The organism is Paenibacillus sp. PDC88, assembly GCF_900106725.1.
In the GTDB taxonomy this organism is placed as follows: Bacteria; Bacillota; Bacilli; order Paenibacillales; family Paenibacillaceae; genus Paenibacillus; species Paenibacillus shunpengii.
Window position 1 is genome coordinate 312,734 of sequence record NZ_FNNT01000003.1, and the last position, 25,213, is coordinate 337,946.

Sequence of the window (25,213 nt, forward strand, 5' to 3'; positions counted from 1 at the left end):
TCTCAGCCTGCTGCCGGTTTAGTCTCTGCAATAAGCTGGTCCAGCTCCTGTGTGTAGATCTGCTGCTCGACGTCTGTCCAGCCATTCACCTTCATCATGTATTCAATGACGGGAGCTTTATATTGCTTAACCCAGTCAATATGGAAGAAAAGTGCCCCTGTACGGCGGATGAAAAAGTCGGCTGGCGTTACCGCCATCTCTTCCTTCATTGCATAATTCAACTGCATGAGCACCTCGATTGGCAGATGAATGCCAAGAGAAGGTTCACTGCCTTCCGTATGCTGAAATAACCGTTCTGCATTCGACCCGTACATCTGTGACAAACGTGCTGCATCCGCTTGGGTCAGTCCATGCCGCATACCGATTTCTGTCATTCGCTGAACAAACGCAGGATAGCCCGTGCTTCCGCCGACATGTCCGCCTGAGATCGGCATACGAACCGTTTGGCATGCCTTGAAAGGCCCTTTTCCTTCGTTATGCAATAGTTTCGCAGTCAGATCCACAACGCTCTCCGCCATCTTGCGATAACCAGTCAGCTTGCCTCCCGCAATCGTGATCAAACCGGAGTTAGACTGCCAAATTTCGTCCTTCCGTGATATTTCTGAGGCGCTCTTTCCTTCCTGAAAAATAAGAGGGCGAATCCCCGCCCAGCCGGATTCGACATCATCAATCGTAATGTTCAGATCACTGAACATATAGTTAATCGCTTTGATAACATACTCAGCATCCTCTTTTTCGATCGTAGGATTCGCGAGTTCTTCTTTATATACCGTATCCGTCGTCCCCACATACGCCTTGCCGTCACGTGGAATGGCGAATACCATTCTTCCATCCGGTGTGTCAAAATAGATCGCCTGCTTCAGTGGAAACCGGCTTTGGTCAATGACAAGATGAATGCCTTTGGTATGCTGGAGCACTTTCCCTTGCCTCGATTGATCCTTCTCTCTCAGCTGATCGACCCAAGGACCGGTTGCATTGACGATCTTCGCTCCATGTATGGTAAAGTCGGTGCCTCCGATCAGATCCTTCGCCTGGATACCGCACACCTTGCCGTCTTTATAAATGAATGAATTTGCCTTGACGTAGTTCACGGCGAGAGCACCATTTTTCACAGCTTCCTTCATGACTTCAATCGTTAGTCGTGCATCATCCGTCCGGTATTCCACGTAGTAGCCGCCGCCCAGCATTCCTTCTTTCTTCAGCAGGGGCTCTTTGCTGAGCGTCTTCTCCTTGCTGAGCATGACCCGGCGTTCGCTTCGCTTCACCCCGGCCAGAAAATCGTAAACACGAAGTCCAATGGATGTCATAAACTTACCGAATGTCCCGCCTTCATAGAAAGGGAGCAGCATCCACTCCGGTGTCGTTACATGCGGTCCATTCTCGTAAACGATGGCGCGCTCCTTCCCGACCTCAGCCACAACATCGATCTGCATCTGCTTCAAATAACGCAGCCCTCCATGCACAAGCTTCGTGGAACGGCTGGATGTACCTGCGGCGAAATCCTGCATTTCGACGAGCGCTACCTTCATCCCCCGAGTTACGGCATCTAGTGCAATACCAGCCCCTGTAATACCACCGCCTATAATCAATAGATCAAAGTTCTCCTTACTCATCGCCGTTATGGCATCTGTTCTGTTCAGTTCAGCAAATCCTGTCATATCTATGACCTCCGCTTCTTATATTTACACACAGAAAACAGAAAAAGAGACCACGAAATAAACATCAATGGCAGGGTGCCAAATAATGTATTCGCGGTCTCTCCTCGTCTCCTGACAACTATTAACTTGTTACGACTATCATAACACGGGTTAACCGTAATGCAAACCTTTAACTGTATATCTTAAACCATCTGTCCATCTGTGTATTCCTATCCCTCTTGACGAAAAATAAATGCTTGGCTCTCTTCTCCTTAAAACTGTCCAGTAGCCAGCATTCTCTCCCTTGTTATACGGCCCAGTTGCAGCACAACCTCCTGGGCAGCTTCATAATTCTGCTCCTTGAGCACTTTCAGCGTATCCCGGTTGATGCCGATCGCGCTATAGTGCTTGATGTGAGGCGTTAGCTTGAACCGGACAATCGCATACATCCCCAGTTTATCCTTAAAGGAATCAAAGGTGCTCAGCATAACAGTGTTGCCAATGGATGCTACGATCTCCCTCATAAACAGAAAGTGATGCTCGATATATATCGCATAATCATTATTCTGCTCTGCAGTCCGCTGTGCCTCTACATGGGCAGTCAGTGATTCTAGATCTATATAAATATCTCTGCTGCGGTCCTTCATTACCTGGAAGCAGTAGAAGAGCATAGACTGAATTTGTTCATTCAAATCGATGAATTCCTTGCTGTTCATTTCCTTGACCAGTATTCCGCGATTCTTGAGTGCTGTTACATATCCTTCTGACTCCAGACGAGCGATGGCATGCCTTACAGGCGTCCGGCTCATCTGAAAATCTACGGACAGCTCATTCTCTGACAGCAGCGTCCCTGGCATTAATTCCCCGCGAACGATTTGATCACGCAGCAACGTGTATGCCGTATCAACCAGCGAGTTTTTTTTCATCATTTATGTAGTCCCTTTCTGCCCATGACTTATACTCACACTCGATTGTTATCACAGTTCAAACAAAATATCTATATTTTCGATATCATTTTACCTCATATTAACAATACGCGAAGAAAGGCCGCAACCCTGCCGAATATTTTACAAATCTTCAAAATTACCGATACATTCTTCTTACACTCAACTTGTATCCTACTTGTGTACCACATAATATGAACTTCAATATCGGGAGGATATAACATGTTAAAAAATAGGGGTCGTAAAGGTCATCAAAGCTTAATCGTATCACTTATACTTATGCTCGTTATTCTGTCTGGCTGCGGTGCCGAAGCAAGCTCAACCTCTGGTGAAGGTGAGGGAGGCATGCCGGAGGTCATTCGAATCGGTATGATGCCAAGTGAAGAAGGCGAGATGAACCGTTCGCAGGATCAGCTGGCCGCAGATATTACAGAAGCAACCGGCATTCCCGCCGAAATTTTTGTAGCTGAAGATTACAACATGGTTATTGAAGCACTGCGTGCAGGCAAAATTGAAATCGGGTTGATCGGTCCCTTCGGATATATTATTGCTACAGAACGCGCCAACGCCAAGCTGCTTGTCCGTTCAGAAAGTGATCAACCATCGAATACTGTCATTCTGGTTCAGAAGGATTCTCCTTATCAAACGGTACAAGATCTGAAAGGCAAGGATTTCTTGTTCGCTGATCCGGCATCCACATCTGGGAACCTGTACCCGCGTGCAACACTGATGGACGAGCTTGGCCTGACGAATGAAGAGCTGGATTCCTTCTTCGGCAGTGTTGCTTTCTCCGGTGGACATGACAAATCCCTGCTTGCGCTGGCTAACGGCAATGCAGATGCGATCGGTACTTCAAGCCTCATGGTACCTATGATGGCAGAATCCGGTCTTGTGAGTGAAGATGATTTCCGTGTGATTGCTGAATCCGAGCCGATTGTCGGCGGTGCACCGCTCTTGTATCGTCAGGATTTGCCTGAAGAACTAGTAACACAGCTGCGTGAGCTTATGGTGAATTACCATGAGAAAAACCCTAGTTTCCTGGAAAGTGTGGGCGCTGCTCGTTTTGTGGAAGGCAGTGACAGCGACTTTGATCCCATTCGTGATGTAGCTAAGGCACTTGATATGTCTCCAGAAGAACTGTTAAGCAAATAATTAATTTCGTAATTCATAGCGACGATGAATTGGATTCAAATAAGCTGAGTATTTGAAAAGTGGGGAGGATTTTTAATATGACACTACTACAAGTGGAAGGTTTGTCCAAAGTATATCCAGACGGCACGAAGGCGCTTGATAACCTCGATCTTACAATTAATCCGGGAGAATTCGTTGTTGTCATCGGGCCGAGCGGAGCGGGAAAAAGCACCCTGCTTCGCAGCCTGAACCGGATGATTGAGCCAACGGACGGCAAAATCCAGTTTAAAGGCAGCGAAACGATGGGGATCAAGGGCAAAAGGCTGCGTGAGCTGCGCCGTCATATGGGTATGATTTTTCAGGGATATAATCTGGTCACCCGTGTGTCCGTACTAAGAAACGTACTTCATGGCCGATTGGGGTACATGAGTGCGTTCAAGGGAGCCCTTGGCCTCTTCTCCAAATCAGATACAGAAGCGGCGAAGAAGATGCTGCAGCGCGTCGGTTTGTTCGAACAGATGTACAAGCGGGCCGACGAGCTGAGCGGCGGACAGCAGCAGCGGGTAGGTATCGCCCGTGCACTTGCCCAAAGACCCGATCTGATTCTTGCTGACGAGCCGATCGCGAGTCTGGACCCCGCCTCATCGGAAACGATCATGAACTATTTGTACACGATCTGTAATGAGGAAGGCATCGCTTGTCTATGCAATCTGCATCAGGTAGATATCGCGAAGAAATATGCATCCCGTATTATCGGCATTCATAAAGGAACCAAAGTATTCGATGGAACACCAGATGAGCTTACGGACGAGATGATCCGGCTGATCTACAACCAGACCAATTCCCAAGTGAAGGAGACCGCCTGACATGAATGCGGCACAAATGCAATCTGCCCGTAAAATGAAACGCACTCAAACGATTCTGTTTGTTATCGTGCTGCTTGCGCTCATCATCTGGTCCTCCATCGGTGCTGAGTTTACTCTCGGAGCTCTGTTTACAGGCGTTGGTGAGAGCTTCCGATTTATCTTTTTCGACTTTCTGCCGCCGGACTTCTCATCCCTGTCCCAGCTCGTAGAGCCTGCGCTGCAGACGTTATATATGAGTGTTGTTGCGATGGTGATCGGCTCAATCGTTGCTGGACTATTGTCCTTCCTGGCTGCGGCGACAACGAGCCCGCATCCTTACCTGCAGGTATTCGTTCGGGCGGCAACGTCGCTCTTCCGGAATATCCCGGTCATTATTTGGACGATCCTGCTTGTCGCTGCATTTGGACTCGGCGCAGTCGTAGGAACGATGTCCCTCATTCTGATCTCGATCGGAATGCTGACCCGCTCTTTTGCCGAGGTGCTTGAAGAGATTGATATGGGACAGGTTGAGGCCGTCCGCGCGTCGGGCGGAAGCTATTTTCAAGTGCTGTCTCAAGCCGTCATTCCACAGTTCCTGCCTGGCTTTATCGGCTGGACCTTGTACAACTTTGAAATTAACGTTCGCGCCTCCACGATCGTCGGTATGGTGGGCGGCGGCGGTCTCGGATTTATTTTGCAATCCAAATTGAAATTGTTTCAGTACCAGGAAGCCAGCATGGCCGTTCTGCTCGTGCTCGTCATCGTCCTTGTCGTTGAAACGATTACCAATCGCGTAAGGGAGCGGATCATATGAGTATGCAGCTAAACGGGCCTAAGCCATCCTTTACGGTGCTGACATCGACGGTCGAGCCGCCGAAGCCGAAGAAAAATAAGCTGGTTGTGATCGGTCTTCCGCTGGTCGCTGTACTGTTTATATTCAGTCTCCTGCAGCTGCAGTTTGATTATGCCAAGATTGCCGAGGGCTTCACGAAGCTGTGGGGTTATATGGGGACGATGTTCCCTCCCGACTTCTCCGATTGGAAGCATGTTCTGCTCGCTGCCGTAGAATCACTGCAAGTGGCCATTATTGGCTCCGTGCTGGGTATAGTCGTTGCGTTCTTCCTGTCGTTTCTCGCAGCCAGCAACCTGACACCACATCCGCTGATTGCCTGGGTTATCCAAAGCGCAGCCTCTCTGCTGCGTGCGATTCCTACCATTGTGTGGGCGCTCATCTTCATCGTGTCTGTCGGCCTTGGACCGCTTCCAGGTGTGCTGGCCATCGCCATATCTGCCGCAGGCATGCTCGTCAAAGTATTTGCCCAGTCACTTGAAGAGATCGACAAGGGTGTGCTTGAAGCAATGCGGGCAACCGGAGCCAGCTGGCTGCAGATCGTAATGCAGGGCATTCTGGCTACAGTGAAAACGGCGTTCATCGCCTGGTGTGTGCTCCAGCTCGAAGGCGGTATTGCCGAATCCACCATCCTCGGTGCAGTCGGTGCCGGCGGGATCGGATTTGAAATGACGCATGCGATGAAATCGTACAATTTTGCGGCAGCTTTGTTTGTCGGCCTGGTCGTCTTCGTCATGGTATTCAGCGTGGAGTTCATTGCGAATAGGTATAAAATGAAATTGAAAACACGTAAGAGTTAAATCCATATTATATTAAATAGCTTTAATCCAGAGGATGTATAGATCGAATTGTTTAATTTAATGAGTTGTGAAATCGATTCAGTTTATGAGTTGGTTTAATGAATTTTGAACCTGTTATGTTCATCGAAATCTAAAGGAGGATTTATTATGTCTACATTTAACCCGTCATTGGAGCAAGGACCGATAGTACAAGCGAAATATACCAGCAATAATATCATTACGCTCGCCTGGAATATGCCAGAGAGCCTGAAGGCCGAAGCGATCTACCTCTCAGCCAGCCCTGAATTTGATGAGAACAACAGCACACCGCTTGATGTTCAGATCGAGCCGGTAGGTGCATCCTTTACAAGAACGCCGTTCCCTGGGCGAAGCTATTATCATGTAAAGTTTAATGACGGCTCCGTCACTACCGTAACCGACCGTATGATTCACACCGATGGAGTGGTCAATTTCCGTGATATGGGCGGATATCTTACAGAGGACGGACGGACAACCCGCTGGGGAATGCTCCTGCGTTCCGCAGATCTGCATGAACTTAGTGAGCAGGATCTGAAGACCGCAGATGCTCTCGGAATTGATTGGATCTGTGATCTTCGCAGTGATTTTGAAGTCGCGAGCCGCCCGAGCCCTGCCATCGGTAAAGCGATCAACACGAATATCCCTTTTATGGCCGAAGCGAGTCCGCAAGAAATGCAGAAGATTGGACTTGACCTGAATGCAGGCTATAAGGCGATGATCTTGAACACAGATAAATGCTCGCTTATCCTGCATGAGCTTCTGAAAGAAGATCGTGACACCTCCTTGTTCCACTGTGCTGCGGGTAAAGACCGTACGGGTGTCGTATGTGCACTGATTCTCTTAACGCTTGGAGTGCCTCGCGAGGTCGTTATTGAAGATTATGAGCTTACCAACCTGGCGCTTGATGGACTCATGCAGCGATTCCTGTCCTCAAGTAAAGAGGAAGATTATAAACAATACATGGACCAAATGCCTGAACTGAAAAACGGGATTCCAGAGATGATGAAGGCTGCCTTTATCCGAGCTTCGCTGGAAGCGATCGACAATAACTATGGGACATTCGAGAACTACCTTCACGACGGTCTTGGCATTACCGAGGAAGAAAGAACACAGCTTAAGAAGAAATTCCTGGTATAAACCATTACTGAGAAATGAACCGACCCGTTCTTTAGCCTTGCTAGGTTCATTACACAAGTCAAATAAACCGACCCAACACAAAGTCCGGCTGGCGAATTGCCAAGCCGGATTTACTATTCCCCTCCCGTTTGAGAGGGGAGGGCTGCTTCTACTTGCGGTTCCACTTGCGGAGGGAGTGAAATATTCAGGGAGAAGCGACAGCGTTCGTATTTGGACAGGAATGGCTTCCTTATAGCCCATTCACTGCGATTCCTGTCCAAGAACGATCGACGGAATATTCACTACCGGAGCAGCACAAGAACCGCCCGCCGCTTTACCGCTCTTGTATTGCCCTTGCACGGCTCCTGCACCGCTCTTACACCGCTCTTGCAACGCTCTTAACTCTTTTAGCCCTGCCCGGTTCATTACGCAAGTCAATGAACCCTGAACACAACAAAGTCCGGCGGCGAAATGCCGAGCCGGACTTTACTACTCCCCCTCCCGTTTGAGAGGGGAGGGCTGCTTTCTACTTGCGGTTCCACTTGCGGAGGGAGTGAAATATTCAGGGAGAAGCGAAGCGTTCGTATTTGGACAGGAATGGCTTCCTTATAGCCCATTCACTGCCATTCCTGTCCAAGAACGATCGACGGAATATTCACTACCGGAGCAGCATTAGAACCGCCAATCATTGCATACCAATTTGTTTATTGACTTCGTTCCTTTTCTTTACGAATTTTCTCATCTCGTTCCATTGCTTCTTGTACAGCATCGGCGACAACGTCCCTCTTCGGAAGCTTTCCATCAATTTTAATCAAATAACCAATGATGATAATCTGAAGCAATATGATAACAGCTAACATAATTATGCCCACCTCACTTTAACAGTGAATGAAACACCTTTGTCATTTACTGTACCAAATCATTGGGAACTTACAGCGCTAACTGAATACTATCTCTAAATCTTAAACACCATCGCCGCCTCCACAGCCTTCTGCCAGCCTGCATATAGCCGCTCTCTCTGCTCTTCAGCCATCCCCGGCTCAAATATCCGCTCTGACGCCCACTGCTCACAGATCTCCTCCCGGCTGCTCCAGAATCCAACGGCAAGACCAGCAAGATAAGCCGCTCCGAGCGCCGTGGTCTCACTAATAACCGGCCGCTCGACCGGAGCACCCAGAATATCACTCTGGAACTGCATCAGCAGATTATTCTTCACCGCGCCGCCATCAACTCGCAGCTTAGCCAGGGGATTCCCGGAGTCCTGCTGCATCGCATTCAGTACATCCCGGGTCTGATAGGCCAGTGACTCCAGCGTGGCACGGATAAAATGCTCCTTGCTCGTACCGCGTGTCAGCCCAAATACGGCGCCTCTAACCTCACTGTCCCAATACGGACTGCCCAGTCCAACGAAGGCAGGCACCAGATATACGCCGTCGGTAGAATCCACACGGGAGGAATACAACTCGCTGTCCTTGGAATCTTTGATCATGCGAAGCCCGTCACGAAGCCACTGAATCGCAGAGCCGGCGACAAAGATACTTCCCTCCAAAGCATATTCAATCTTGCCATCGATCCCCCAGGCGATTGTCGTAATAAGCCCATGCTGTGAATGGATGGCCCGCTCGCCTGTATTCATCAGCATAAAGCAGCCCGTACCGTAAGTGTTCTTAATTGCGCCTTCTTCATAACAGGCTTGACCAAATAGTGCAGCCTGCTGGTCTCCTGCAGCGCCTGCGATCGGAACCTCTGAGCCAAAGAAATGATATGGAACCGTATGTGCATACACTTCGGAAGATCCGCGCACTTCAGGCAGCATCGCTTGGGGTATATCAAGCAGGTCCAATATTTCCTGATCCCACTCCAGGTCGTGAATGTTATACATCATGGTCCGGGAAGCATTCGAATAATCGGTGACATGGGCTGTACCTCCCGACAGCTTCCAGATCAGCCAGCTGTCTATTGTCCCGAACAGCAGCTCGCCCCGCTCTGCTCTGTCTCTTGCCCCATCCACATGATCCAATATCCATTTGACCTTGGTCGCGGAGAAATAGGGGTCAATGAGCAGTCCGGTTTTTTGACGGATCATCTCTTCATGACCTTGAGTTTTCAGGTCCGCGCAAATATCAGCCGTCTGTCGGGATTGCCATACAATCGCGTTGTATACCGGATGACCGGTGTCCTTCTCCCACACAACCGCTGTCTCCCGCTGATTCGTTATACCGATACCGGCAATCTGGGAGGGCTTCACCTCCGCTTCTGCCAGACAAGTTGCAATGACAGCAAGAATTGAGCTCCAGATCTCACTGGGATTATGCTCTACCCAACCGGGCTGCGGAAAATATTGAGGGAACTCCCGCTGTGCGGTGTATACGATCTCCCCTTTTTTATTGAATAGAATGGCTCTCGAGCTCGTTGTTCCTTGATCTAATGACATGATGTACTGTTCCATCTGCTCTACCTCCTGTTAACCAATGCTATTTTTGATAATGAGCGATAAGCTCCTGATTAGATGTGGTTACATATGTTGCTCCCGCTTGAATGGCATTGTCGACATCCTCTACGGTTCGAATCAGACCACCTGCAAATATAGGTATTCCAGTTCTGGATGAAACTTCTTTGATAATATGGGGCATAATACCAGGAAGAACTTCAATATAATCGGGCTGGGTCTTCTCAATTAGTACATAGCTCTTCTCCAGTGCAATGGTATCAAGTAAAAAGACGCGTTGAATCGCGATCAGCCCCTTCTGCTTGGCTACACGGATGACACCGGCACGGGTCGAAATGAGACCGGCGGGACGAATCTCTTGGCATAGAAACTCGGCAGCGTACTCGTCATTTTTGAGCCCATTGATCATATCGGCATGAAGAAGGATCTTCTTGCCATGCTGCTCAGCGAGCTTGACAATATTCTTCAGCTGAGCGACATGAGAATCGAGCAGAACAATATACATATAAGGACTGTGCAATACGCGTTCCAGCTCTCTCATGCTCTTGACTGCAGGTAATATAGGCAGCGAATGAAAAGACATATGCCCTCCCCCTAATAAAGGTAATTGTTGGCATATACGCATGAAGCGCTTTCAAAGAAAACGGGCGCAAAGCCTTGATTTTAGTGATCTTTTTCATAGTTAATCTATCCGGTTGAAGTGAAGAAGTCAATACAAGGCACCTGCAAGATGCAAAAGTCCTATTCCATCTTCCGCAAATATCGTTATAATAGCAAGTGTCACAAAAATATTTTTCTATTTTTTAACCGTTTTCACGAAAACTATTTTCATCTATTAAGGACTTTGCTTAGCTCTCTAATTAGAAAGCTCAATTTATTTATGCAAAATCCTCATCGAAAAGGAGTGCAGTAAGCATGTTACAAGGTCTTCAAAAGCTCGGCAAGTCGCTGATGCTTCCGGTCGCTACTTTGCCTGCAGCGGGTATTCTCCAAGCTTTTGCTTTAATAGACTACCAACAGGATATTCCGCTCGGAGCTGTAGGCGGTTTCATTAATCAGTTCATTACCCCCTTTCTGAATGCGGGTGCTGGAACGATTTTCGGCAATCTTCCGATTATTTTCGCCGTCGGTGTTGCAATTGGTCTCGCAGGGGATGCCGTTGCGGCGCTGTCTGCCGTCATCTCTTATCTCATTCTGGTGAAGGTTCTGGAGCAGGTTCCGCTGGTCTTCGGCTATATCCCGGACGATGTTGTGCTCAACACCGGGGTGCTCGGCGGATTTATGACCGGTTTGCTGGCTGCCTATTTATACAAACGGTTCCATACGCTCAAGCTTCCCGAATGGCTCGGCTTCTTCTCAGGTAAACGGTTCGTACCGATTATTACCTCAGTTGCTACCATCGTCTTTGCCACATTGCTCGGGATGATATGGAGTCCGATTCAGGACGCCATCGCTGCATTTGGTAATTGGGTAGTAAGTCTTGAAGGCATCGGGGCATTTATCTTTGGTACCGCCAACCGGCTGCTCGTACCGATCGGTCTGCACCACGTTCTGAACTCCATTGCCTGGTTCCAGATTGGGGAATTTACGAATGCAGCTGGAGAGGTTGTGAATGGTGACCTGACGCGTTACTTTGCAGGGGACAAAACGGCAGGGATGTTCATGTCCGGATTCTTCCCGATCATGATGTTCGCTATGCCGGCAGCAGCACTCGCGCTCATTCATACCGCAAAACCGTCCAAGCGGAAGATGGTAGGCTCCATCTTTATCGGTTCGGCCATTGCTTCCTTCCTGACAGGAATTACAGAGCCGCTGGAATTCTCATTCATGTTCCTGGCGCCTGTACTCTATGTCATTCATGCGGTTCTTACGGGTTTATCCGGATTCATTATGTATATGCTTGACGTCAAGCTGGGCTTTGCGTTCTCCGCAGGCTTAATTGACTACCTGCTCAACATGAAGCTCGCAACGAATCCATTGCTGCTCATACCGGTGGGGCTTGCATTTGGAGTGGTGTATTACTTCCTGTTCCGCTTCGTTATTGTTAAATTCAACTTAAAAACACCAGGTCGTGAAGATGATGATGAGCTTGTAGAAGGTACAGGAACGGGAGATGCTTCTGATAAGCCAGGAGTAACTGCTGTCTCTGCAGAAGGAGAAACTAAGGCAGATCAAGTGCTTCATCAGCTCGGCGGTGCTGATAACATTGAGAGCATTGATGCCTGCATTACAAGGCTGCGGCTTGTCGTTCGCGATGAGAAGGTCGTGAATGACGCAGGGCTCAAGAAGCTGGGCGCAGCGGGAATTATGCGTCTAGGCAACGGTGCTGTTCAGGTGATCTTCGGTACCCAATCTGAAGCGCTCAAGGACGAAATCAAGAAAAAAATGTAGAGCCTCAATATAAGAAAACCTGCTGAAATTTTCAGCAGGTTTTCTTCATTGTTTCTTATTCGAAACTCTATAGGATGATTAGGATAAACGTACATCTTGAACCCATTCCGCATGCTCTTCTAGATGCCCGGAACGACTGACCTTCGTCTTCAAATACTTATCATTATAGGCAGAGCGGTCTCCCCAGAGCGGAACTCTGCCGCTTACCGACATTCCCGCCTTCTGAAGCGATGCCAGCTTGCGTGGATTATTCGTAATCAGACGTACCGGCTCTTCTCTCAGCGCTCTCAGTACACGAATGGCCTCACTGTAATCCCGCTGATCATCGGCAAAGCCCAGCGCCAGATTGGCATCGACCGTATCATAGCCTTCCTCCTGAAGGAGATAAGCCATCGTCTTACTGAACAAGCCAATACCACGTCCTTCATGATTGGCCAGATAGAAGACTGCGCCTGCCCCGTGAGCAGCGATCATCTTCATTGACTCATGCAGCTGATAGCCGCAGTCACAGCGCTTGCTACCAAAGATATCACCTGTGTGACAAATGCTGTGCATCCGTATCATCGCATCCGGGTGGTGTTCAAAATCCCCATATACCAGTACACTCGATTGCTGCTGATCAGCAAGCTGCGCATTGGCAAGAGAGGCGATGAGCTCCTGCTCATCCATCTGCTTCTCTGAGGTAATCCAGCTGTACCACTTAAATTGTAGTGTATTATCCTCTATGTTCACCGGAAGCTGTACAGGACCGACCAGATAGATGTGCTTCTCGCCTTCATTGCCGCTGATCGTCTTTATTTTATTTTTCAATATTTGAATCGTATCGTTCGTGATCATTTATGCTCCCCCTATTCAGGTCTTACTTGTACGCTGCTGGAACCATTTATTTATCGTATTAATCGCCACAGGGTATGTGCCATTTTTCCTTTAGTTACTTTACGTAAGTAAGTATAGAATAGATTAGTCATAACTGTCAACATAAAACAGAGTAAACTGCTATGAATAATAAATATTTTATAAATTGTTAAAATGGTGCATATAAAATTGATTCTGTTACGAACAATTCGGGGATTTTATGGTATTATGTAACAAACATCATAGATTCTGCAGAAAAACTTCATATCTTTCTTCTTGTCTCATATCCATAGTTATGCGAGTAACAAAACGAAGACTACCAAGGGGGAAAACCTATGAAACGGACGTCCTTGATTATTGTCAGTCTCATTGTTGTGCTTGTCATGAGCGGTTGCAGCTTCGGTGCATCTAAGGATTCTTCCGCATCTGACAAAAAGATAACGCTTACATTATGGTATTGGAATCGAAGTATTGATGATGGACTTCTCGCCAAAGCAAAAGAACAATTTCCCCACATTAACCTGGTCACTCAAAAAATCGGCGGTGATTTCAAATCGAAGCTGAAAACGACGCTAGCCGCCAAATCCGGAGAGCCCGACATCGTTGCCCTGAACGACTGGGTCATGGAGCTCTTTCCAAGTGAGGACCGATTCTACGATTTATATGAGCTCGGAGCTGCCGAGGTCGAGGATCTTTATCTTGACTGGAAGTGGCAGCAAGGAGTGACGCCAAACGGTAAAATGATCGCGTTTCCAATGGATACCGGTCCCACCGCACTCTTCTATCGCCAAGATTTATTTGAGCAGGCCGGACTGCCAACGGATCCGGATGAGGTCAGCCAGGCCCTGTCAACCTGGGAAGACTATATTGATGCAGGCCTGAAGGTCAAGGAGACCTTTGATGGCAAGGTATTTATGACCGACAATATTGACAACGTTTACAATCAGATCATTTCACAGAGTGAGCAGAAATATTTTACCGAAGATGGGCAATACATCGGGGATCAGAACGAAGTGATCAAATACGCATGGGATACAGCAGTTGCGTTCTCCAATAACGGCCTCATTGCGAATGCTGAGCACTGGACACCGGAATGGAATGCGGGAATCAGCAAAGGAAAGATTGCTTCCTATGTCGGTGCCGTATGGATGAAGCAGCCACTGCTCGAAGCGGCTCCAGACAGCGTAGGGAAATGGCGGGTAGCAAGGGCACCCGGCGGAGATGGAAATGTCGGCGGTTCCTTCCTGGCGATCCCTAAATCCAGTGAGCACCCGCAGGAAGCCTTCGAGGTCATCAAATGGCTGCAAAACCCAGAGAACCAAGAGACAGCCCTATCGAACCTCAACCTCTTCCCTGCTACACCGGGTGTATTTGACAGCGAGACGGTTCAGAAGAAAGAAGAATTTTTTGGCGGTCAGGTTACCGGAGAAGTATTCGCTGCATCGGCGAACAATGTCAAAGTCTCCTTCTTCGGCGAGCGCTACCCTGCAGTGCATGGCATCATGACCCGCTGGCTGAAGAACATCTCCAATCTGAATCAGGAAACGGCCTTTGATGAAGCACTGCAAAGGGTCGAGCGGGAGTTGAAGCGATAGATCTGCACGTATTCCTCACTCACAAAAGGAGGCTACCGATATGCAATCTTTGGAACCGAAAACAGGCTCATCCTATGTGCCTGCAGCCAAAAAAGAATCGCTATGGTCTGAAATCTGGAAGAATCGAGCTGTATACACGGCCATTTCGCCTTTTTATATTGTGTTTGCTATCTTCGGTCTATTCCCGATTGGATTCTCTCTATATCTAGCCTTCCAGAAATGGGACGGCATCGGTGAAATGACGTATAACGGATTGAATAACTTCAGCTACCTGGTGACGGATCCAGAATTTTGGCAAGCGGTTGGGAACACCTTCATTATCTGGATTTATTCCACCATTCCAATGCTGTTCATCGCCCTTGTCATTGCGTTTCTGCTTCATGCTCCATTCGTTAAATTTAAGACCTTCTTCCGGGTCGGCTTCTTCCTGCCCAATGTCACGTCCATTGTTGCAGTCTCTATTATCTTTGCGGCCCTGTTCTCAAACAATTACGGCATATTCAACTACATTCTTAATCTCTTCGGGATTCCCATGGTGCAGTGGCTGGATACCGGCTGGGGAATCAAGACGGCCATTGCCTCGATGGTCATCTGGCGCTGGGCAGGCTACAATGCCGTCATCTATCTGGCGGGTCTTCAGGCCATTCCGCAGACGCTGTACGAAGCGGCTAAGATTGACGGTGCAACCGGCATCCAGTCCTTCTTCCGTATTACGATTCCACTGCTCCGTCCTGTCATTCTGTTCACGGTCATCACCTCCACGATCGGTGGTATGCAGCTGTTCACCGAGCCGCAAATCCTGCTCGGCAATGATGGCGGGGTCGGCGGAGCAGGAATGACGATTGTCCTGTATCTGTACCGTGAATCCTTCATTAACAACTATTTTGGATATGGTGCAGCTGTCGGCTGGGGAATGTTCATCCTCATCGCACTGTTCTCGATCATTAACTGGAAGCTCGTTCAAGGCAAATCATCCAATTAGAAGGAGTGAGGCTTCATGATACAGGCAAGACTCAAATCTATCGGTCTATACGTCGGCTTAGCCATTGGTCTCGTTATCTCGATGTTCCCCTTCTACTGGCTGATTGTCATGTCGACGAGAACGACGGCAGATATCTATTCCTTCCCGCCGAAGCTGTGGTTTGGGGGAGAGTTCTGGAACAATCTCACGAGGGTTATGGAACAGATTGATTTTGTCGGAGCCTTTCTTAACACCTTGTTTGTCTCAGCTGTTGTTACGATTCTCGTCTTGTTCTTCGATTCGCTCGCCGGCTTTGCCTTTGCCAAATTTGAATTCCCGGGCAAAAAGTGGCTGTTCGTTCTGCTGCTTGCCACGATGATGGTACCAACCCAGCTCTCGCTCGTACCGTCCTTCGTTATTATGGCTGAGCTCGGCTGGGTCGGCTCCTACAAAGCACTCATTATTCCCGGCATGGTCAATGCCTTCGGGATCTTCTGGATTCGGCAATATGCAGAAGGCTCGATCCCGAAGGAGCTGCTGGATGCAGGACGGATGGATGGCGCCGGCTTCTTCCGACTATACTTTAATGTGGCTCTGCCGATTCTGCGTCCTGCGTTTGCCTTTCTCGGTGCCTTTACTTTCATTGGCGTATGGAACGATTATCTCTGGCCGCTCATCGTGCTGACGGACGAGAGCAAGTATACCCTTCAAATTGCCTTATCCCAGCTAAATGGACTGTACAACACCGATTATGCCATGATCATTGCCGGAACACTGCTGGCCATCGTTCCACTCATCATCCTGTTCCTGTTCATCAGCAAGCAGTTCATATCAGACATTGCGGCAGGAGCAATCAAGGACTAACCTTGATCTGGCAGCTAACTTAATAGAATCGAATTAAGTAAATATTCTACAAACCATAATAAGCGTCCCCACGTCATTACTGCTGAAGTGGGGACGCTTATTTTGTTGTCTACCATACAAATTTAGTACATCGTATCATATACCTCATCCGGCCAGTGCAGCTCAACGCCTTGCTCCGTAAGGAGAAGCTGATACTGCTCCAGATGCTCGCTTGATTCATATACATGAACAGGATGGATGCCCTGTCTCAGGCAGTAAGCTGCCAGATAGCCGGCTGCCTCGCCAATGTTCCATTCCGTTGGATGAAGACGGTAGCAGCCATTCGCGATCTGCGTCATCCCAATATTTTTGCAGGCAGGAAGCAGGTTCTTCATACGAATCGGAATGAGCGAGCCAAGCGGGATCTCATAAGGATAATTAGGTATGTAAAAGGATCTCAGCGATTTGGTTGTCGGATGCAGATCCAGATGGTAGCTGCCGACACCAACGCTGTCTCTGTATCGTTTGATACCTTGATCACCGCGCAGCGCCTTGCTGACATCATGCTCGGTAACCGTGTAGCGTGCTTTGATTCTTCGCGACTCTCGGATATATGCTGTTTTGGCCAGACCATCGGATGTGCCCAGAACATCGCCGCGAAGCCTGACTCCGGGATAACCTGCGCCCCCATCAAGTCGAGGTGCTTCTGTCTGCAGCCAGTAAACAAGTGAGCGTGTCAGATCCCGTGCCTGTTCTTCGTGCTCCCGCTGTTTCTGTGCTCCAACACCAATGATCGGTGCCAAGTAGTAATCGTTCTGCGCCCAGTTGAGCAGCGTCACTTCTCCTGTCGGCAACGCTTCCCGCCATAGGGATGGGTCTACAATTCGGCGGTACGTCCATAACGGAGTAATTCCTTGATCATTGGGAAACATCGTAAATTGTTTCTGCTTCGTGGTGTCATTCGCATCTCCTGCGTACCAGCTGAATAGAGGCATCCGATCCGGCAGCGGCGTATAAGCCTTCCAGAACTCATAGGATACAGGACGTTCTATCGTAAAATCACCGCCCTCCACATATTCCAGCGCTGCGACATGCGTAATGGACTGGATGTCACAGGGGTCAGCCTTGAATAATGCATGCGGCTCGCCTGTGTCCTCACCTGATTCAGCACCTACCACAAACTCTGCGCCCACGATCGGCAGCAAATCCCCGTTATCGGTACCATCCAGAAAGTATTCACCTGTTAACACGAGTTCCTCGCCAGTGTACACCTGTCTTACATTGACGCTCTGCACGTGGTCACCCTTACAATCCGCTCCAGTCGGCACCGTATGATGGAGGATACGAATTTGTCCGGAGTTGACGTATGCCGCCATCATGTCTTCCAGTACTCTTAGTGCAATCTTCGGCTCATGAGCAATCCGGCTCACCCAACCATTACCTGGGTTAAGAACAGGATCGTCCATCGCCTCATCATTAAGAGGATAATTCCGTCTGTAATACTCCCTCACCCGGTCCCGAAACTCGCGATAGCTCGCTGTACAGCCAAAGGATTCAATCCATCTGTGCTCATCCGGCGGAACCGCTTGCGAAGTAAGCTGTCCCCCGATCCAATCCGTTTCTTCTGTCAAAATAACGTTCAGACCTGCTCTTGCTGCTGCTCTTGCCGCTATCGTTCCTCCGAGACTTGCCCCAACTACAATGACATCTGCATGCAAAACTAACGTCATTTCCTGGTCTCCTCTCCTTTAAGGCCCTGCCTGTATCAATAGCTTCGATCAATAACGGACCTTGCTGTCTTTTCCTTCATCTTCTTTGTTTCTGCTATGTTTGTTCTTGCCAGACCTTCACAGATGAGATCAATAATGAACAGCTGTGATATTTTAGCCCCAATAGATCCCCCTTCGAGCGGCATTTCCTTGCCCGCTGTCAGCAGCACGAGGTCAGCTATGGATGTAATCGGTGACTTGGCATAGTTCGTAATGGCAATGACCTTCGCCCCGCTCTGCTTCGCCTTAAGCAGCATATCGTTGGTGTCAAGCGTACTGCCGGACACACTAATTCCGAAGGCAACATCCCCTTCCCGCATACTGACTGCCATCATGGCCTGAATGTGGCTGTCTGCCACCGCCTCGGATCGTCTACCGATCCGCAGCAGTCTGTTCTTGGCATCCAGCGCTGTAATACCGGAGGCTCCTACGCCGAAGAACTGTACATTGCCAGCCTGATCGATCCATTCAATTGCCTGCTCCAGCTTGCTTCTGTCTAAGAGACTCATGCTTGAATGCAGAATGTCGATATTGTTCTCGTAGACCATACGGACGAAGTCCTTGCTGTCCTCGTCCTGCTCCCCCGGCTTTTTCGCCCCTGCGTTCTGAGCCAGCGACAGCTTGAAATCCTGATAGCCCTTGAATCCAATCTTCCTGCAAAAACGCATGACTGTTGTCTCCCCCACCCCGGCAAAATCGGCCAGCTCCGTGACAGAGTAATACATGAGATCATCGGCATTCTGCAATACGCATTCTGCTACTTTTTGTTCTGACTTGGTCAGCGAAGGATAGTAGGTATTAATGCGATCTTTCATTTCCATGGATTGAAATCACTGCCTTCCGTGCGGCTTCCGCGAACCGCTTCGTTATTAATTGAGGACGGGAAATAGCGGAACCGACCACGACGGCATATGCACCGAGCCGAAGCACCTCCTCCACTTGAGCCGGCTCACTGATTCTCCCTTCCGCGATTACCGGAATGGCAAGCCGCTCCGCGGACTCCTTGACCAATTCAAGATGAGGACCTGCGAGGTTCGGAGAGTACGATGTATAACCCGACAAGGTGGTTGACACACAGCTGACACCGAGGGACGCGGCGTACAGCCCTTCAGCTAACGTAGAGATATCGGCCATCACTGGCATATTCTGAGACTTCATATACTCCACCATCGTCTCCAGCGTAACCTGGCCCGGCCGCTTTCTTCGCGTAGCATCCAGAGCGATCATATCCGCTCCCGCCTCAATCAGTTCATCGACTTCTTTCGTCGTGGGCGTAATATATACCTCCGAATCCGGATAATCTCTTTTGACGATTCCAATGACAGGAAGGCCCACTGCCTGCTTGATCGCTCTCACGTCTTCAGCACTGTTCGCGCGAATCGCGATTGCCCCGCCTTCTTCCGCTGCCTTGGCCATCTTCGCCATCGTCTCCGAACCATGAAGCGGTTCACCCGGTAAAGCTTGGCATGATGCAATCAGTCCATATCGTATTTGCTTCAATACGGGAATCACTAGCATACACCCTCTTCCTGGTTACTCCTGCCTGAATCATACGGCATGATATTTCACTTTCAGTCCAACTTCAAAGGTACGATTCCACGGCATGTAACAATCAACAATCTCAACTCGGCCCGCCGGACCATTGATCTTCTCCTCCAGCACTTCAGTAAGCCGCTGCTCGACGCGTTCCGCCACTTTCCCACGCGGCCCATCCAGCAAAAATTTATTGTAACCCATTTCCTCGACAACTCCTGCATTCATTTCCTTACGGACCGTCGCACAGTAACATGCATCTTCCGCATAACGTAGCGCGAGAAAATCGAGGTGCTCCTGCGTTCGTCCGTACAGCGTATAAATGAGTGCCTGCGAGATAACAGTTCCAAGTGAATTTGAGCTGGTGTTCCAAGCGGCATAGCCTGCCAGATCAAACAGTATGCCCTTTTGGCGCAGCATTTTGACCAGCTTGAGATCCGCACCATTCGCATAGCCTACATCGGCAACGGCTACCGCCTTGCCTTGTTCCTTCATCATGTAGCTTCCGTATTCGATCAGCTCCATTAAATTGCGGTACACATCATAGCTGAAGAATGGATGCTCCTGCGACACTGCCTCCATCATCGTCTCCCCCGGGGTGCTGGCAAGCAGGATGAGATCTGCTTCACTCGCACTGGAAGCGATTAAGGCTCCTGCTGCCGTGATCTGATACTTTAGTGTCTCGTAGAAAAAACGATCTTCATATACCGGTGTAACAAATGCACCTTGTATAGAGGATAGTCTAGGATACACCAGCGGCTTTAGTCCCTTCGTCTCGTTCAACATCCGAGTTATCAGTGTACAGCCGACTTCATCAGCTCCTGGATACATGTACGCCTTTAGCTCCAAGTCGAGCTCACTGATCCGCTGTCTCGCCACCTGCTGATCTTTTGCCGTATAACCATACGGTGCGGAATCATCCTGCGGGAAGATCAGGAAGTCAATGACCCCATCCTTCACCAAGTCCAGTACGGCCCGATTAGCCTGGATGTTGATCCTCCTTCTTCCCAGATAATCATCCAGCACCTCCTTCGGCAGACGTTTGTTAATGTCCTGAAGCTCTTCTAGCTCCTCTTCGGTAGCTAATTTCAGCTCCTTCCGATGACTAATATAGCCTTTGCGGAAAATCTCACGACCCCAATCCGCATAATAGTCCGGCTCTTCATCTGATATGGAGTACTGCGGACAGCGCATGATGAGCTGAAATGCAAAAATTTTGAGATTCAAATGCTTCTCTTTGAGCTTGCGCAGTCTTGTTAGCCTTCCAATAAGCTCATCTTCCGTGAATTCGTGAAGTCTCGAAGGAATAATTCCTCCATATAAAAGGGTATCCAGCGCGATGACAGCGCCTCCTGCACCTTCGGCCTTCTCTTCAAGCCAGGTCCACAGCTGTTCAATATCGCCCGGTCTTTTTTTAAGTCCCAATATCGACAATGGTGGCCGCTCTACTGTAAGCTCCGTGCCCTCTGCCAGCATGTACGGGAATTCGTAGTTGCAGGGTCTTTCGTCGAGTGGGATGAAGATCGTATGCATGTTTATCATTCACTCCTATTCGGACGCTCCTGTTCGGACGCTCCTGTTCTGACTTCTTCGCTCCGACTTGTTTTGAATGCGAAGTGATTGCTTCGGAGTTGTTCATGCATTCAAAGCCAAAAGTCGCTCAGAATCCAGAACACTCGCTTGGCGCTTAGGGGTGGCGGGTTGCTTCGCGTCACCCTTGCCTTGTTATTAGTTAGTTTGTTAAGGGATGAAAGATCAGAATTACATGAAAACCTTTTAGCCTTCGGCTTGCCTCTATCTCCTTGCGGGATACAGACATCTAAACCCTTTTAGCCTTCGGCGTAACTCTATCTTCCTTGTGGGATAGAGGAGGTCTAAACCCATTAGCCTGCGGCATCGCTCTATCTTCCTCGCGGGATAGAGAAGATCTACACCTCTTTAGCCTGCGGCATCGCTCTATCTTCCTCGCGGGATAGAGAAGATCTAAACCTCTTTAGTCTGCGGCGTAACTCTATCTCCCTCCAGGGATAGAGAAAACCTTAGCCCTTTACTGCTCCGGCGATACCCTCCATGTAGTATCGCTGTGTGAACAGGAACACGACGATGATCGGAATCACCGAGATCATCGTACCGGCGGCGATCCAGCCAAAGTTATACGAGAACTGTCCGTTCAGCGTCGTCAATGCGGACGCAAGCGGGTACTTTAATGGGTCATCCAGAATAACCATTGGCCACAGGAAGCTGTTCCAGAACGACATGAACTCCAGCAGGGCAATAACGGCAATCCCTGGCTTCACCAGCGGCAGGATCAGCTGCCACCAAATCCGAAATTCGGAGGCTCCGTCGATCTTTCCAGAATCACGCACATCAATGGGGATATTCAAGAACGTCTGCCGCATCAGAAAGATATTAAAAACAGACACTGCCGCAGGCAGAACTACACCCAGGTACGAGCCGCCTAGTCCCAAATCCTGAATGGTCAGGTAATGTACGATCATCGCGGTGGAGGATGGAATAATCATCGTTGCAATCAAGGTAACGAATACGAAGTTTCGACCCTTAAATCGGAATACGGCGAGCGGGTACCCTGTCATACATGACAAAACAATATTGAACACTACACCCAGCACCGTAATTACAACCGTGTTCCAGATATACCTTGGGAAGTTCATAAACTGCCATACCTGCACATAGTTATCAAAATCAATAAAGGTCGGGAAGATTGCAGGCGGCGAAGAGAAAATATTACGCCCCGGCATCAGTGACACACTCAGCAGCCATAAGAACGGTCCCATCATAAAGATAGCCAGGAGGAGCAATAGCAAGTACGTAATCGCCATCCGCAATCCGTTGACTACTTTTTTCTTGCGCTTGCTCGTCTCGATCAACTTGTCAGCTTGGGTTAACTCGACTGTTTCCATCAGTATGAATTGACACCGCCCTTCTGATTCAGCTTAAACACGATGACACTGAGTCCTCCGATCAGTACACTCACAATGAGTCCCAGCGCAGAGGCATAGCCGAAATTGAACTGCTCCAGACCTTTTTCAAATATATACACACTGGATACCAGCGTCGATGTTCCTGGGCCACCCTTGGTCAGAATATATACCTCATCAAATACGCGCACCGCCCCCATAACAGAGATCAAGGAGCAAAAAAAGATATGCGGACGCAGGAGCGGCAGGGTAATGGACCAAATCAGCTGCATTCGGTTCGCCCCATCTACTCTCGCTGCCTCGTAGAGGTCATTCGGAATGCCCTGAAGACCTGCAAGATACAGCATCATGTAATAGCCGAGTGCTTTCCACATCGTAATAAACATGAGCGTAGCCAGTGCCGTTTCACTGGTCGACAGCCAAGATACCTGCTCACTGATAATTCCTACCTGCATCAGCAGGTAGTTGACCACCCCATTGCTGCTCAGCAGCCAGCTCCAAATCAGGGCTACAGCAACCATGGAGGTAACGACAGGAATGTAGTACGCCGCACGGAAGAGCTTAATTCCAGGTATACGGCTGTTCACAAGAATCGCCATTAAGATAGAAAAGATCTGGATAAACGGAACCACGATAACGTACAGCAGTGAATTCCATAAGGAGATGGTGAAGTTCTTATCCAGAAACGCATTCTTGAAGTTATCCAAACCAACATACTTTGTTTCCCCAATAACGGAATAATTCGTTAAGGACAGCGGTATTCCATAAATAATCGGCCAAAATACAAATACGGCAATAATGAGCAAACCTGGGGTCATGAATGCCCAGGCTGCAAAAGATTCAGAACGAACCCACCTCATTTGCATTCCCCCCTTGTGAATTAGACGAGGCAAGAAACGTATTTCTTGCCTCATTTAATGCATTCCAATTCTCCTTACACTCAAGTGGCACTACTGCTTCAGGATATTGTTCACTTCGGCCTCTACAGCATCCAGCGTGGCCTGAATTTCTTTACCGTTCAGCAAGATTTCCTGCAGTCCGCGTGCGATTGCAGAGTTAATATCTCCTGCATTTGGTACCCCGACCATGTAGTCTGTCGCTTCGGTAAGACTTTGGCTCGATGCCAGCTTCGCTTCAGCTTCAAGAGATCCATCAGATTCCTTGAAGAACGGATCCTCAACGGACTCCTTCGTGGAAGGCAGTGTATTGGCTACTTTGGAGAAGGCGGTTTGATTGGCTGCATTGGTAATAAATTTGGCAAACTCAGCTGCTGCCTCCGGATGCTCGGTCTTGGAAGGGACGACAATGTTCATAGAGTTAGACAATCTCAGGCCGGCTTTACCTGTCGGCAAAGATACAGCAATCGTGTTCTCATACACATCAGGTGCGGATGTCTTGATAAAATTGATGAAGGTTGGTCCAGCGAGTACGAAGGCCGTCTGCTCTGCCGAGTAGAACTGGATCTGCTTGGAGAATTCAGCATCCTCCTTCACGACCAGCCCTTCTTCCATTAACCCCTTCAGGTTCTCAATCATAGCCACCATTTCAGGTGTATTGAAGGCAGCTGCGGTCTTGTCTTCGTTCAGGATCTGGATACCGTCGATGGGCAGAAGCTTCGAAACGAGCTGCACCGCGTAACCGGCTTTGCCTGTCTTTTCTTTTACCGTACGGGCCCACTCTGCCAGTTCCTCTCTGGTTTGCGGCGGATTTGCCGGATCAAGTCCAGCCTCCTCCACTATTTTCTTGTTCATAAACAGCACTTCGGTACCGGTGTACCATGGGAGGGCATAAGCTTTGTCGTTAATGATGGTGGAATTGAAGATTCCGTCAAAATATACGGCTTTCTCTTCATCTGTGAGGTGTTCGTTCAGGTCGGTCAGCGCACCTTTGGTGCCCATCTGACTCGCAAATTCGGTGTTGAGATTCACGACATCCGGACTTTCATTATTGGCTGTTGTCGTCAACAGCTTCTGGGTGATCGCATCAAACGGAAAATCACTCCATTTAATCGTCACATTCTCATGTGCTGCCTCGTACTCCTCAATCAGTCCGTTAAAATAGTCGTTAAACGTAGGCTGAAGGGCAATCGTCCAGAACTCAAGCTCAATCGGCTCACTGGCTTCCTCTGTTCCTCCTGAACCCGGATCAGCAGGCGTTGGTGCAGGGTCCGCTCCGTTATTACCGCCTCCGCCACTGCATGCACTAAGCAATAGGGATAGCAACAACAGGGTTAAACACGACAGCTTGAAACCTCTTCTGCTTCTTCTCATTCCTTTTTCCCCCTTCATAATCGACAAGAGTCATTTGCGAAGAGAAAGACGTGATGATGTGTTAAAAAGCAAGGAAGTTTTACCTTTCGCTTCTCTTTGTGGGAAATTATAGCAAAGAAAACCAAAATAAAAAAGATTTTTTCCTAAATTTATTTAAAAAGCGGAATATTTTTTCTTTTGTACTAACACGCTCTTGTTACTCGGAATATAAAAGGCTGAAGAAAACAATCGAGAAAACAATCGACAATCCCTGAAGAAAAAAGCTAT

At 48.8% G+C, this 25,213-nt stretch carries 23 protein-coding genes; 9 read left to right on the forward strand and 14 right to left on the reverse strand.

What is annotated here, in order from left to right:
* Positions 1 to 2 precede the first annotated feature (2 nt).
* Both BLW49_RS11970 and BLW49_RS11975 read right to left on the reverse strand, forming a co-directional pair.
* Complete coding sequence (locus BLW49_RS11970; RefSeq protein ID WP_090724814.1) at positions 3 to 1,658, reverse strand: glycerol-3-phosphate dehydrogenase/oxidase; 1,656 nt, start codon at positions 1,656 to 1,658, stop codon at positions 3 to 5.
* Positions 1,659 to 1,909: 251 nt separating this feature from the next.
* Positions 1,910 to 2,566 carry a GntR family transcriptional regulator gene (locus BLW49_RS11975; protein ID WP_083656004.1) on the reverse strand — a complete coding sequence of 219 codons (657 nt, stop codon included), beginning with the start codon at positions 2,564 to 2,566 and terminating at the stop codon, positions 1,910 to 1,912.
* Between the two features lie 237 nt (positions 2,567 to 2,803).
* Between BLW49_RS11975 and BLW49_RS11980 the strand changes: the two genes are divergently transcribed.
* The 5 genes from BLW49_RS11980 (at position 2,804) to BLW49_RS12000 (ending at position 7,362) form a co-directional block, all read left to right on the forward strand.
* Positions 2,804 to 3,733 carry a phosphate/phosphite/phosphonate ABC transporter substrate-binding protein gene (locus BLW49_RS11980; RefSeq protein WP_090724816.1) on the forward strand — a complete coding sequence of 310 codons (930 nt, stop codon included), beginning with the start codon at positions 2,804 to 2,806 and terminating at the stop codon, positions 3,731 to 3,733.
* A gap of 77 nt (positions 3,734 to 3,810) precedes the next feature.
* A complete protein-coding gene (gene phnC, locus BLW49_RS11985; protein WP_047911290.1) occupies positions 3,811 to 4,578 on the forward strand; it encodes a phosphonate ABC transporter ATP-binding protein in 768 nt (255 codons plus the stop codon).
* Position 4,579: 1 nt separating this feature from the next.
* Positions 4,580 to 5,371 (forward strand): phosphonate ABC transporter, permease protein PhnE, encoded by a 792-nt coding sequence (gene phnE / locus BLW49_RS11990; protein WP_076314364.1) that lies wholly within the window; start codon positions 4,580 to 4,582, stop codon positions 5,369 to 5,371.
* Positions 5,368 to 6,207 carry a phosphonate ABC transporter, permease protein PhnE gene (gene phnE, locus BLW49_RS11995; protein WP_256209729.1) on the forward strand — a complete coding sequence of 280 codons (840 nt, stop codon included), beginning with the start codon at positions 5,368 to 5,370 and terminating at the stop codon, positions 6,205 to 6,207. The genes phnE (BLW49_RS11990) and phnE (BLW49_RS11995) overlap by 4 nt, the downstream gene beginning before the upstream one ends.
* 147 nt (positions 6,208 to 6,354) lie before the next feature.
* Entirely contained in the window at positions 6,355 to 7,362 is a 1,008-nt protein-coding gene (locus BLW49_RS12000; protein ID WP_090724817.1) for a tyrosine-protein phosphatase, read from the forward strand.
* Positions 7,363 to 7,602: 240 nt separating this feature from the next.
* Here the strand turns inward: BLW49_RS12000 and BLW49_RS29175 are convergent, their stop codons facing one another.
* From BLW49_RS29175 to BLW49_RS12010, 4 genes are all read right to left on the reverse strand, one after another.
* A complete protein-coding gene (locus tag BLW49_RS29175; protein WP_256209730.1) occupies positions 7,603 to 7,734 on the reverse strand; it encodes a hypothetical protein in 132 nt (43 codons plus the stop codon).
* Positions 7,735 to 8,045: 311 nt separating this feature from the next.
* Complete coding sequence (locus BLW49_RS28775) at positions 8,046 to 8,201, reverse strand: hypothetical protein (protein ID WP_177178723.1); 156 nt, start codon at positions 8,199 to 8,201, stop codon at positions 8,046 to 8,048.
* Between the two features lie 95 nt (positions 8,202 to 8,296).
* On the reverse strand, positions 8,297 to 9,790 hold the full coding sequence (gene glpK, locus BLW49_RS12005; protein ID WP_090724819.1) for a glycerol kinase GlpK: 1,494 nt from the start codon (positions 9,788 to 9,790) through the stop codon (positions 8,297 to 8,299).
* Positions 9,791 to 9,815: 25 nt separating this feature from the next.
* A complete protein-coding gene (locus tag BLW49_RS12010; RefSeq protein WP_076314359.1) occupies positions 9,816 to 10,373 on the reverse strand; it encodes a glycerol-3-phosphate responsive antiterminator in 558 nt (185 codons plus the stop codon).
* Positions 10,374 to 10,705: 332 nt separating this feature from the next.
* Between BLW49_RS12010 and BLW49_RS12015 the strand changes: the two genes are divergently transcribed.
* On the forward strand, positions 10,706 to 12,181 hold the full coding sequence (locus tag BLW49_RS12015; protein WP_090724820.1) for a PTS transporter subunit EIIC: 1,476 nt from the start codon (positions 10,706 to 10,708) through the stop codon (positions 12,179 to 12,181).
* A gap of 78 nt (positions 12,182 to 12,259) precedes the next feature.
* On the opposite strand, the gene BLW49_RS12020 is transcribed toward BLW49_RS12015, so the two are convergent.
* Positions 12,260 to 13,018 carry a GTP cyclohydrolase II gene (locus BLW49_RS12020; protein ID WP_090724822.1) on the reverse strand — a complete coding sequence of 253 codons (759 nt, stop codon included), beginning with the start codon at positions 13,016 to 13,018 and terminating at the stop codon, positions 12,260 to 12,262.
* Positions 13,019 to 13,371: 353 nt separating this feature from the next.
* Here BLW49_RS12020 and BLW49_RS12025 point away from each other — a divergent pair, with 353 nt between their 5' ends.
* The 3 genes from BLW49_RS12025 to BLW49_RS12035 are packed head-to-tail and all read left to right on the forward strand — an operon-like array spanning position 13,372 to position 16,456.
* Entirely contained in the window at positions 13,372 to 14,631 is a 1,260-nt protein-coding gene (locus tag BLW49_RS12025; RefSeq protein ID WP_090724823.1) for an ABC transporter substrate-binding protein, read from the forward strand.
* Between the two features lie 40 nt (positions 14,632 to 14,671).
* Positions 14,672 to 15,613 (forward strand): carbohydrate ABC transporter permease, encoded by a 942-nt coding sequence (locus tag BLW49_RS12030; protein ID WP_076314355.1) that lies wholly within the window; start codon positions 14,672 to 14,674, stop codon positions 15,611 to 15,613.
* A gap of 15 nt (positions 15,614 to 15,628) precedes the next feature.
* A complete protein-coding gene (locus BLW49_RS12035) occupies positions 15,629 to 16,456 on the forward strand; it encodes a carbohydrate ABC transporter permease (RefSeq protein WP_076314354.1) in 828 nt (275 codons plus the stop codon).
* A 122-nt stretch (positions 16,457 to 16,578) separates the two neighbouring features.
* Here the strand turns inward: BLW49_RS12035 and BLW49_RS12040 are convergent, their stop codons facing one another.
* From BLW49_RS12040 to BLW49_RS12070, 7 genes are all read right to left on the reverse strand, one after another.
* Positions 16,579 to 18,165, reverse strand: a complete 1,587-nt coding sequence (locus BLW49_RS12040; protein ID WP_090724825.1) for an FAD-dependent oxidoreductase — start codon at positions 18,163 to 18,165, stop codon at positions 16,579 to 16,581.
* Positions 18,166 to 18,200: 35 nt separating this feature from the next.
* Positions 18,201 to 19,025 carry a MurR/RpiR family transcriptional regulator gene (locus BLW49_RS12045; protein WP_076314352.1) on the reverse strand — a complete coding sequence of 275 codons (825 nt, stop codon included), beginning with the start codon at positions 19,023 to 19,025 and terminating at the stop codon, positions 18,201 to 18,203.
* Positions 19,003 to 19,722 carry an N-acetylmannosamine-6-phosphate 2-epimerase gene (locus BLW49_RS12050; RefSeq protein WP_076314351.1) on the reverse strand — a complete coding sequence of 240 codons (720 nt, stop codon included), beginning with the start codon at positions 19,720 to 19,722 and terminating at the stop codon, positions 19,003 to 19,005. Before BLW49_RS12050 ends, BLW49_RS12045 begins: the two co-directional genes overlap by 23 nt.
* Positions 19,723 to 19,752: 30 nt before the next feature.
* Entirely contained in the window at positions 19,753 to 21,279 is a 1,527-nt protein-coding gene (locus tag BLW49_RS12055) for a DUF4127 family protein (RefSeq protein WP_090724826.1), read from the reverse strand.
* Positions 21,280 to 21,776: 497 nt separating this feature from the next.
* Positions 21,777 to 22,577, reverse strand: coding sequence for a carbohydrate ABC transporter permease (locus tag BLW49_RS12060; protein WP_371264556.1), 801 nt, complete (start codon positions 22,575 to 22,577; stop codon positions 21,777 to 21,779).
* 80 nt (positions 22,578 to 22,657) lie between these two features.
* Positions 22,658 to 23,536: a carbohydrate ABC transporter permease gene (locus BLW49_RS12065; protein WP_076314348.1), complete on the reverse strand. Its 879-nt coding sequence runs from the start codon at positions 23,534 to 23,536 to the stop codon at positions 22,658 to 22,660.
* Positions 23,537 to 23,626: 90 nt separating this feature from the next.
* Positions 23,627 to 24,946, reverse strand: coding sequence for an ABC transporter substrate-binding protein (locus BLW49_RS12070; RefSeq protein WP_076314347.1), 1,320 nt, complete (start codon positions 24,944 to 24,946; stop codon positions 23,627 to 23,629).
* Positions 24,947 to 25,213 lie beyond the last annotated feature (267 nt).

What these genes read in the sequence shown, in the direction of transcription:
- BLW49_RS11970 (WP_090724814.1), bottom strand. Translation starts at nt 1,658, where the DNA reads ATGACAGGATTTGCTGAACTGAACAGAACAGATGCCATAACGGCGATG.
- BLW49_RS11975 (WP_083656004.1), bottom strand. Translation starts at nt 2,566, where the DNA reads ATGATGAAAAAAAACTCGCTGGTTGATACGGCATACACGTTGCTGCGT.
- BLW49_RS11980 (WP_090724816.1), top strand. Translation starts at nt 2,804, where the DNA reads ATGTTAAAAAATAGGGGTCGTAAAGGTCATCAAAGCTTAATCGTATCA.
- phnC (WP_047911290.1), top strand. Translation starts at nt 3,811, where the DNA reads ATGACACTACTACAAGTGGAAGGTTTGTCCAAAGTATATCCAGACGGC.
- phnE (WP_076314364.1), top strand. Translation starts at nt 4,580, where the DNA reads ATGAATGCGGCACAAATGCAATCTGCCCGTAAAATGAAACGCACTCAA.
- phnE (WP_256209729.1), top strand. Translation starts at nt 5,368, where the DNA reads ATGAGTATGCAGCTAAACGGGCCTAAGCCATCCTTTACGGTGCTGACA.
- BLW49_RS12000 (WP_090724817.1), top strand. Translation starts at nt 6,355, where the DNA reads ATGTCTACATTTAACCCGTCATTGGAGCAAGGACCGATAGTACAAGCG.
- BLW49_RS28775 (WP_177178723.1), bottom strand. Translation starts at nt 8,201, where the DNA reads ATGTTAGCTGTTATCATATTGCTTCAGATTATCATCATTGGTTATTTG.
- glpK (WP_090724819.1), bottom strand. Translation starts at nt 9,790, where the DNA reads ATGGAACAGTACATCATGTCATTAGATCAAGGAACAACGAGCTCGAGA.
- BLW49_RS12010 (WP_076314359.1), bottom strand. Translation starts at nt 10,373, where the DNA reads ATGTCTTTTCATTCGCTGCCTATATTACCTGCAGTCAAGAGCATGAGA.
- BLW49_RS12015 (WP_090724820.1), top strand. Translation starts at nt 10,706, where the DNA reads ATGTTACAAGGTCTTCAAAAGCTCGGCAAGTCGCTGATGCTTCCGGTC.
- BLW49_RS12020 (WP_090724822.1), bottom strand. Translation starts at nt 13,018, where the DNA reads ATGATCACGAACGATACGATTCAAATATTGAAAAATAAAATAAAGACG.
- BLW49_RS12025 (WP_090724823.1), top strand. Translation starts at nt 13,372, where the DNA reads ATGAAACGGACGTCCTTGATTATTGTCAGTCTCATTGTTGTGCTTGTC.
- BLW49_RS12030 (WP_076314355.1), top strand. Translation starts at nt 14,672, where the DNA reads ATGCAATCTTTGGAACCGAAAACAGGCTCATCCTATGTGCCTGCAGCC.
- BLW49_RS12035 (WP_076314354.1), top strand. Translation starts at nt 15,629, where the DNA reads ATGATACAGGCAAGACTCAAATCTATCGGTCTATACGTCGGCTTAGCC.
- BLW49_RS12040 (WP_090724825.1), bottom strand. Translation starts at nt 18,165, where the DNA reads ATGACGTTAGTTTTGCATGCAGATGTCATTGTAGTTGGGGCAAGTCTC.
- BLW49_RS12045 (WP_076314352.1), bottom strand. Translation starts at nt 19,025, where the DNA reads ATGGAAATGAAAGATCGCATTAATACCTACTATCCTTCGCTGACCAAG.
- BLW49_RS12050 (WP_076314351.1), bottom strand. Translation starts at nt 19,722, where the DNA reads ATGCTAGTGATTCCCGTATTGAAGCAAATACGATATGGACTGATTGCA.
- BLW49_RS12055 (WP_090724826.1), bottom strand. Translation starts at nt 21,279, where the DNA reads ATGATAAACATGCATACGATCTTCATCCCACTCGACGAAAGACCCTGC.
- BLW49_RS12060 (WP_371264556.1), bottom strand. Translation starts at nt 22,577, where the DNA reads ATGGCGATTACGTACTTGCTATTGCTCCTCCTGGCTATCTTTATGATG.
- BLW49_RS12065 (WP_076314348.1), bottom strand. Translation starts at nt 23,536, where the DNA reads ATGAGGTGGGTTCGTTCTGAATCTTTTGCAGCCTGGGCATTCATGACC.
- BLW49_RS12070 (WP_076314347.1), bottom strand. Translation starts at nt 24,946, where the DNA reads ATGAGAAGAAGCAGAAGAGGTTTCAAGCTGTCGTGTTTAACCCTGTTG.